The organism is Pseudomonas sp. S37 (genome assembly GCF_016658545.1).
In the GTDB taxonomy this organism is placed as follows: Bacteria; Pseudomonadota; Gammaproteobacteria; order Pseudomonadales; family Pseudomonadaceae; genus Aquipseudomonas.
This window is the reverse complement of the sequence record NZ_JACVZC010000180.1, coordinates 1-8016: the sequence shown is the minus strand read 5'-3', so window position 1 is coordinate 8016 and position 8016 is coordinate 1. Positions and strand designations below refer to the sequence as shown.

Here is an 8016-nt window from a genome sequence, read left to right as displayed (position 1 = left end):
ACCCGCTCCCACAGGTGTGGCGCTGCCTTCAATATGGCGCAGAACCTGTGGGAGCGGGTTCACCCGCGAAGGGATGTTACTTGGCGGTCAGGTCTGGCGAGGCTGGCTCCTGCGACAGGCTATACACATAAGCCGCCAGCAGGTGCACCTTGTCGTTGCCCTGGATCTCGGCCTGCGCCGGCATCTGCCCCTGGCGACCGTAACGAATGGTCTGCTGCAACTGGGCAAAGCTCGAACCATAGATGAACGCCTGCGGGTGGGTCAGGTCGGGCGCGCCCATGGCCGGGGTGCCTTTGCCTTCCGGCCCGTGGCAGGCCACGCAGTTGCCGGCGAAGATCTCCTTGCCCTTGGCCGGGTCGGCCTTGGCGCCTTCCGGCAGTTCACGGCCATCCATGCTGGTCAGCACGAACGCGGCCACATCGGCCACGCCCTGCTCGCCGATCACCTCGGCCCACGCCGGCATCACGCCGTGGCGGCCGTTCATGATCGATGCCTTGATGGTTTCCGCTTCACCACCCCAGCGCCAGTCCTTGTCGGTGAGGTTGGGGAAGCCGAACGAGCCCTTGGCGTCCGAGCCGTGGCACACCGAGCAGTTGGAGGCAAACAGGCGACCGCCCATTTTCAGCGCCTGTGGGTCCTTGGCCACTTCCTCCACCGGCATGGCGGCGTACTTGGCAAAGATCGGCCCGAACCTGGCATCGGCCTTGTCCATTTCCTTCTGCCATTCATTTACGCCGGTCCAGCCATTTTCATAGCCCGGCAGGATGCCTTTCCAGTTGCCCAGGCCCGGGTACAGGATCAGGTAGCCGACCGAGAACACCAGGGTGCCGACGAACAGCCAGAACCACCACTTGGGCAGCGGGTTGTCGTACTCCTCGATGCCGTCGAAGCTGTGGCCCATGGTCTGGTCGGTGGTGTTGTGGCTCTGGCCCTTGCGGGTGGCGAGCAACAGCCAGGTCAGGCCAATCAGGCTACCGATGGTCAGTACGCAGATGTACGTACTCCAGAAGGTGGTCATTGCCCGTTACTCCTTTTTGCAGCTGGTTCCTGCCCGGCGGCGGGCAGGCGGTCGTCGTCGAAGGGCAGCAGGCGCGCTTCGGCGAAATCACGGTCGCGGCGGCGGTTGAACACCCACAGGGAGAGGCCGATGAAGGCGATCATCACCACCAGGGTGCCCAGGCCGCGGATCATGCCGATGTCCATTTCCATCGCACTCACCTCTTGTTCTTGATCGCGGTGCCGAGCACCTGCAGGTAGGCGACCAGCGCGTCCATCTCGGTCTTGCCCTTGACCGCGTCGCGGGCACCGGCAATGTCGTCGTCGGTGTACGGCACGCCGAGGGTGCGCAGGGTGCGCATCTTGACGTCGGTATGGCTGTTATCCACCTGTTCGGCGACCAGCCACGGGTACGACGGCATCTTCGACTCCGGTACCACGTTGCGCGGGTTGTACAGGTGTGCGCGGTGCCAGTCGTCCGAGTAGCGCCCACCCACCCTGGCCAGGTCCGGGCCGGTACGCTTGGAACCCCACAGGAACGGGTGGTCCCACACGCTTTCACCGGCCACCGAGTAGTGGCCGTAGCGCTCGGTTTCGGCGCGGAACGGGCGGATCATCTGCGAGTGGCAGCCCACGCAGCCTTCGCGGATATAGATATCGCGGCCTTCCAGTTGCAGCGCGGTATAGGGCTTCATGCCTTCGACCGGCTTGTTGGTGACGTCCTGGAAGAACAGCGGGACGATCTGGGTCAGGCCGCCGATGCTGACGGCAAACACCATCAGCAAAGCCAGCAGGCCGACGTTTTTCTCGATGACTTCATGTTTCATCAGGCAGGTCTCCTCAAGCCAGCTGGGCGTTCGCAGGGGCGACATCAAGCGCCGGCGAACGCACGGTGCGCCAGGTGTTCCAGGCCATCAGGAACATGCCGCTGAGGAAGATCGCACCACCGACGAAGCGCACGATGAAGCCTGGGTGGCTGGCCACCAGGGTTTCCACGAACGAGTAGGTGAGCGTGCCGTCGCTGTTGACCGCGCGCCACATCAGGCCCTGGGCGATGCCGTTGACCCACATCGAGGCGATGTACAGCACGGTGCCGATGGTGGCCAGCCAGAAGTGCGCGTTGATCAGGCCGATGCTGTGCATGCGCTCTTTGCCGAACACTTTCGGGATGGTGTGGTACAGCGCGCCGATCGAGATCATCGCTACCCAGCCGAGGGCGCCGGCGTGTACGTGGCCGATGGTCCAGTCGGTGTAGTGGGACAGCGCGTTGACGGTCTTGATGGCCATCATCGGGCCTTCGAAGGTGGACATGCCGTAGAACGCCAGCGATACCACCAAAAAGCGCAGGATCGGGTCGCTGCGCAGTTTGTGCCAGGCCCCCGACAGGGTCATCATGCCGTTGATCATGCCGCCCCAGCTCGGTGCCAGCAGGATCAGCGACATCACCATGCCCAGCGACTGTGCCCAGTCGGGCAGGGCGGTGTAGTGCAGGTGGTGCGGGCCGGCCCAGATGTACAGGGTGATCAGCGCCCAGAAGTGCACGATCGACAGGCGATAGGAATACACCGGGCGTTCGGCCTGCTTGGGCACGTAGTAGTACATCATCCCCAGGAAGCCCGCGGTCAGGAAGAAGCCCACCGCGTTGTGGCCATACCACCACTGCACCATGGCGTCGGTGGCGCCGGCGTACACCGAGTACGACTTGGTCAGGCTGACCGGCAGCTCCAGGTTGTTGACGATGTGCAGCATCGCCACGGTGAGGATGAACCCGCCGAAGAACCAGTTGCCCACGTAGATGTGCTTGGTGTTGCGCTTCATCAGCGTGCCGAAGAACACGATGGCGTAGCAGACCCAGACGATGGTGATCAGGATGTCGATCGGCCATTCCAGTTCGGCATATTCCTTGGAGCTGGTGTAGCCCAGCGGCAGGCTGATGGCCGCCAGCAGGATCACCAGTTGCCAGCCCCAGAAGGTGAACGCGGCCAGGCCCGGTGCGAACAGGGTGGTCTGGCAGGTGCGTTGCACCGAATAATAGGAGGTGGCAAACAGCGCGCAGCCGCCGAAAGCGAAGATCACCGCATTGGTATGCAGGGGGCGCAGGCGGCCGAAGCTGGTCCAGGGGAGGTCGAAGTTGAGGGAAGGCCAGGCGAGCTGGGCGGCAATGAAGACGCCGAGCCCCATCCCGACGATTCCCCACACCACCGTCATGATGGCGAATTGGCGGACCACCTTGTAGTTATAGGCGGTACTGCTGGTTGTGTTCATGTATGGGTTCCCATCCACGGTTATTTGGCAGGCTTTACAGCGAGGCAAGCATGATTAATGGGCAAAGTGCCGGTATTGACGGGGATCAATGGGCGAAGGTCGGAAATGTCCCAGGCTTGCGCTGCGATCTTGCGCAGGTTGAAGGTAAGGATGGCTACAAGGGCTGCCTGATCCTGGCCCATGGCGCGGGGGCGCCGATGGACAGCGGGTTCATGGACGAAATGGCGCAAAGGCTTGCGGCACTTGGGGTGGCGGTGGTGCGCTTCGAGTTCCCGTACATGGCCGAGCGCAGGGTTGGCGGTGGCAAGCGGCCGCCGAACCCGCAGAAGGTATTGCTGGAATGCTGGCGCGAGGTGTACCGGCAGGTGCGACCTTTGGTCGCGGGCAAGTTGGCGGTGGGCGGCAAGTCCATGGGCGGGCGCATGGCCAGCCTGCTGGCTGATGAGTTGGGCGCGGATGCGCTGGTGTGCCTGGGGTATCCGTTCTACGCGGTGGGTAAGCCCGAGAAGCCGCGGGTGGAGCATTTGGCCGAGTTGAAAACGCCGACCTTGATCGTGCAGGGCGAGCGCGATGCGCTGGGTAACCGCGAGGCGGTGGCAGGGTATGCGTTGTCGCCGGCAATCGAGGTGAGCTGGCTAGTGGCGGGGGACCATGACCTGAAGCCGTTGAAGGCCTCGGGGTTCAGCCATGAGCAGCATTTGCAGGCGGCGGCTGAGAGGGTTGCTGCATTCCTTTCGCAATAGTGTTGGATTCTTCGCGGGTGAACCCGCTCCCACAGGGTGGTCACAGGTTCTGAATACGGTGATATCCCTGTGGGAGCGGGCAAGCCCGCGAAGAGGCCAGAACAGGCTAACGCTTAGTCGCGGTACTCGCACAGGTAAGCGGTATCCACCTTCACCTGCAGCTGGAACTTGCTGTCCGCCGGCACATTGAACTTGTCGCCGGCATTGAAGGTTTCCCAGTTGTCGCTACCTGGCAGTTTCACGATCAACGCACCCGATACCACGTGCATGATTTCACGCTTGGCGGTACCGAACTCGTATTCGCCCGGGGCCATTACGCCGACAGTGGCTGGGCCTTCTTCGCCCGCGAACGCGATCGACTTGACGGTGCCGTTAAAGTACTCGTTGACCTGGAACATGGGCGACTCCTGAAAAAGGGGATGAAAAAGGGCTGGCCAGTATGCCCAAGCCCACAAGCCCCGTCATCTGCTTTCAGGCACCGTCGGCGGGCAGGCTCAAGGGCAACAGCCGCGCCGTGTTGCGCGCATCTTCCAGGGCTCGGTGCTGCTGCCCGCAAAAATGCATGCCGGCCAGTTGCAGGGCGCTGTTCAGGCCGGCAGGGCGCTGTAGGTGGCGGGCCTTGGCAAAGCGTTGCTTGAGGTTGATGTGCGGCAGCGTGCGCAGCAGGCTGTCCAGGCCATGCAGTTGCCATTCCTGATGCAGTTGCTGACGGTCGTAGTCGCCCCAGCTGACCCAGGCCTGTAGCTGTTCACGGTGCTGCCCGAGCCAGTGCTCGAAACGTGCCCACACCTCGCGAAACGGCGTGGCGCCGTCAACGTCGGCCTGGCTGATGTGGGTGAGCTCGCGGCAGAACGGGGTCAGTTGGGGGCGCCGCCGTGGCCGCACGAAACACTGGAAATGGTCGACCTCACGGCCTTCGCGCGTTACCAGGCTGGCACCGATTTCAATGATTTCCATCTCTGTGACCGGCCACCCACCCTCATCGGTGGTGGCTTCCAGGTCGATCACCAACCAATGGCCCATAGCAGGCTCCCTTGCAGATCCTGCTAGAGCGTAGCCAAACTCGGCGCATCCGGCACCCCATGGCATTTTGCCGCCTGCTTTGGCGTAAAGAGCAGGCACCAGCAGTTGTGCCGTCCCCGGAAAACGCCTAGCTTAGGCGGACCCAGGCATGAACCGTGATGAGTGTCCGTCTTGACCCCAGCGCCCGGCCTCAAGGCCTTGTCCACCCTGATGCTGCTGGCCGTTTTCTGGTTGGCGGTACCGGCATGGGCTGCGGATGCCATCGAGGTGAAGATTGGCGCGGCGCATTTCCCGCCTTATACGGTGCGCCCCGAGCAGGGCGCCGACACCGGTTTGCTGCCGCAGTTGGTCGATGCGCTCAACCGTGCACAGCAGCGCTACCACTTTGTCCTGGTGCCTACTTCCATCCAGCGGCGCTTCGGTGACTTCCAGCAGGGCCGTACCGACATGGCCATTTTCGAGAACCCGCAATGGGGCTGGCAGCAGATTGCCCACCAGAGCGTGGACATGGGCCTGGAAGACGCCGAAGTGTTCGTTGCCCGCCAGGCCAACGGCCGTGAGCCGCATTACTTTGACGACCTGAATGGCAAGCGCCTGGCGCTGTTCAATGGCTATCACTATGCGTTCGCCGGCTTCAACCCCGACCCGGATTACCTGCGCAAGGCCTACAAGGCGACGCTGACCTATTCCCACGACAGCAACCTGTTGATGGTGCAGGCCGGGCGCGCCGACATCGCCCTGGTCACGCGCTCGTACCTCAGTGACTTCATGGCGCGCAACCCGGCCAGCCGTTCGCAGTTGGTGCCTTCGCAGCGCATCGACCAGGTCTACCATCACTACGCCTTGTTACGCCCTGATGCTCCCATTGCAGGGCAATCGTTTGCCGACCTGCTGCGCGGCCTGCGTGAGAGCGGTGAGCTGGCGCGCATTTTCGAGCCTTATCGCATTACCGTCAGTGTGCCCAAGGGCTAAATTCCCGCTCGGCGCCATCGTTCTCGACAGTGAGCCTTTTCTTCATTTTCGCGAGACAAGCCAATGCCCTTCGATGCCGCTTCGCAGCCACAGTCACCACCACGCTGGCGCAGTCTCAGTGCCGAGGAGGGCGACAGCTGGTTAAGCTTGACCCTCGAGGGGCGCCCGCTGATCCAGGTGCGCCTGGAAGCCGGTGCCACCTTGCATGTTTACCTCGAAAGCCTCTGCCCAGAGCGCCCCTACCAGTCTTTGTGGGCAGCCTGCTATTGGCTGCTGTCGCGCGACACGGCGTGCCAGCGCCTGGCCTGGCACTTGCCCGAGGCGCTGCCGCAGGCGTTGGCCAGTGGCCTTTTGCTGGAGACTGAACAGCCTGGCCAATACCTGTGCGAGCGGGCGCTGTTCTGGCAACTGCCGCAGCCGTGGTTGGGCGATGCGGTGGCTGCGGTGTACCCGCAGCAGATGCAGCTGAGCAACGGCAAGCGCCACCCGCGCCGCCCACCCAAGCCCCGTGGCGAGGTGTACCGACGTTTCGATGCGCGCCTGGGCAGCTGGGTGTCGCTGCGCACCCTGGAAATCGAGCATGACCTGGAGCGCTTCAACCGCTGGCAGAACAACCCACGGGTAGAAGCGTTCTGGCAGGAGGGCGGCACGCTGGCGCAGCACCGCGAGTACCTGGCCAAGCTGGAAGCCGACCCGCATACCCTGACCTTGATCGGTTGCTTTGATGACCAGCCGTTTGCCTACTTCGAGGCGTACTGGGCCAAGGAAGACCGCATTGCGCCGTTCTACCCGGCCGATGACTACGACCGCGGCATCCATATGCTGGTAGGCGAGGAGAGCCATCGCGGGCCGCACAAGGTGGCCAGCTGGCTATCGGCGCTGGTGCATTACCTGTTCCTGGATGACCCACGCACCCAGCGGGTGGTGGCTGAGCCGCGTGCCGACAACGGCAAGATGATCGGCTACATGCACGACCAGTGTTTCCATTGCGACAAAGAGTTCGACTTCCCGCACAAACGGGCGGCGCTGATGATTCTGGGGCGGGAGCGGTTTTTCGATAGATGCAAGCTGGCTTGAAGGCCGTCGGGGCCGCTACGCGGCCCTGTGGGAGCGGGTTTACCCGCGAAGAGTCTGACTCGGTGCATGGCACCGGCTAAGCCGGTGTTCGCGGGTGAACCCGCTCCCACAGGGGATGCAACTCAGGCCTGGCGATTAGCGGTCTTGCGGCAATGCACCAGGGCATCGCGGATCATGAAGTTGACCAAGGTCGGCGACACGCCCAGCTCCTTGGCAATGTCCTTCTGCGGCACGCCATGCAGGCGGTACATCTCGAAGGCATAGCGGGTACGCTGCGGCAGCTCGTTCAGCGCCTCGGCAATGTCGTCCAGCGCCGCCAGGTTGATGTGAGTGGCTTCGGGCGAGGCGTTCTGGATGACCACGTTCAGGCCTTCCTCCTCGCTGCCGGAGTACTTCAGCTCCATCGCCTGTTTGCGGTAATGGTCGATCGCCAGGTTGCGCACGATCTGGAACAGGTAGCTCAGCTGCGCCTTGAACGACGAGGTGATCTGCGGGGCGGCACTGAGCCGGAAGAAGGCGTCCTGCACCACATCTTCGGCGCGTGAACGGCAGCCGGTAATGCGGGCAGCGATCTTGACCAGGATGCTGCGGTTGTCGACGAAGGCCTGCAGTAATGGTGAATCGCACTTACTTGTGGATAGTTGTTCCGCCATGGAAATCACCTTGTCACAGAGGGGAAAGGAGGCACCCAAGGCTGGGAAGCTTCCTACGACGTGCGACAAACTATTCAGAATGATAATGATTGTCAAATGCGAAATGTAATTAGTATCTGCATCTTTCGGTTCTAAGGGATTGGGTGGTTGGGGTGGGTAGGGGTGGGGTTGGGAGGTGTCTGCCTTGAGAGGTGTGGCGCCTGTGAGACCGAGCGCCGAAGTGTTCGCCGAAAGGTTTTTTGCGCCTGTGAGATCGAGCGCCGCCAGCGCGGCGCTTCGCGGGTGAA

Annotated in this window: 10 protein-coding genes; 3 read left to right on the top strand and 7 right to left on the bottom strand. The window is 62.7% G+C overall.

Annotated elements, in window-relative coordinates; translation table 11 throughout:
* Positions 1 to 76 precede the first annotated feature (76 nt).
* From ccoP to ccoN, 4 genes are read right to left on the bottom strand one after another with little or no spacing between them, the layout of a single operon-like run.
* On the bottom strand, positions 77 to 1018 hold the full coding sequence (gene ccoP, locus IAE39_RS28465) for a cytochrome-c oxidase, cbb3-type subunit III (protein ID WP_201207795.1): 942 nt from the start codon (positions 1016 to 1018) through the stop codon (positions 77 to 79).
* A complete protein-coding gene (locus IAE39_RS28460; RefSeq protein WP_201207798.1) occupies positions 1015 to 1209 on the bottom strand; it encodes a cbb3-type cytochrome oxidase subunit 3 in 195 nt (64 codons plus the stop codon). Before IAE39_RS28460 ends, ccoP begins: the two co-directional genes overlap by 4 nt.
* Positions 1210 to 1214: 5 nt before the next feature.
* Positions 1215 to 1823: a cytochrome-c oxidase, cbb3-type subunit II gene (gene ccoO / locus IAE39_RS28455; RefSeq protein WP_110747989.1), complete on the bottom strand. Its 609-nt coding sequence runs from the start codon at positions 1821 to 1823 to the stop codon at positions 1215 to 1217.
* A 13-nt stretch (positions 1824 to 1836) separates the two neighbouring features.
* On the bottom strand, positions 1837 to 3261 hold the full coding sequence (gene ccoN / locus IAE39_RS28450; protein ID WP_201207794.1) for a cytochrome-c oxidase, cbb3-type subunit I: 1425 nt from the start codon (positions 3259 to 3261) through the stop codon (positions 1837 to 1839).
* Positions 3262 to 3311: 50 nt separating this feature from the next.
* Here ccoN and IAE39_RS28445 point away from each other — a divergent pair, with 50 nt between their 5' ends.
* The gene (locus tag IAE39_RS28445; protein WP_236548864.1) at positions 3312 to 4004 is read left to right on the top strand and encodes an alpha/beta family hydrolase; all 693 of its coding nucleotides are present in this window, start codon (positions 3312 to 3314) and stop codon (positions 4002 to 4004) included.
* Between the two features lie 113 nt (positions 4005 to 4117).
* Here the strand turns inward: IAE39_RS28445 and ppnP are convergent, their stop codons facing one another.
* Both ppnP and IAE39_RS28435 read right to left on the bottom strand, forming a co-directional pair.
* On the bottom strand, positions 4118 to 4402 hold the full coding sequence (gene ppnP, locus IAE39_RS28440) for a pyrimidine/purine nucleoside phosphorylase (RefSeq protein ID WP_054894773.1): 285 nt from the start codon (positions 4400 to 4402) through the stop codon (positions 4118 to 4120).
* A gap of 73 nt (positions 4403 to 4475) precedes the next feature.
* A complete protein-coding gene (locus IAE39_RS28435; protein WP_201207793.1) occupies positions 4476 to 5027 on the bottom strand; it encodes an exonuclease domain-containing protein in 552 nt (183 codons plus the stop codon).
* Positions 5028 to 5198: 171 nt separating this feature from the next.
* Here IAE39_RS28435 and IAE39_RS28430 point away from each other — a divergent pair, with 171 nt between their 5' ends.
* Both IAE39_RS28430 and IAE39_RS28425 read left to right on the top strand, forming a co-directional pair.
* On the top strand, positions 5199 to 5999 hold the full coding sequence (locus IAE39_RS28430; protein ID WP_201207796.1) for a substrate-binding periplasmic protein: 801 nt from the start codon (positions 5199 to 5201) through the stop codon (positions 5997 to 5999).
* A gap of 63 nt (positions 6000 to 6062) precedes the next feature.
* Positions 6063 to 7076, top strand: a complete 1014-nt coding sequence (locus IAE39_RS28425; protein ID WP_201207792.1) for a GNAT family N-acetyltransferase — start codon at positions 6063 to 6065, stop codon at positions 7074 to 7076.
* A gap of 122 nt (positions 7077 to 7198) precedes the next feature.
* On the opposite strand, the gene IAE39_RS28420 is transcribed toward IAE39_RS28425, so the two are convergent.
* Entirely contained in the window at positions 7199 to 7729 is a 531-nt protein-coding gene (locus IAE39_RS28420; protein ID WP_201207791.1) for an RNA polymerase factor sigma-70, read from the bottom strand.
* Positions 7730 to 8016: the final 287 nt, after the last annotated feature.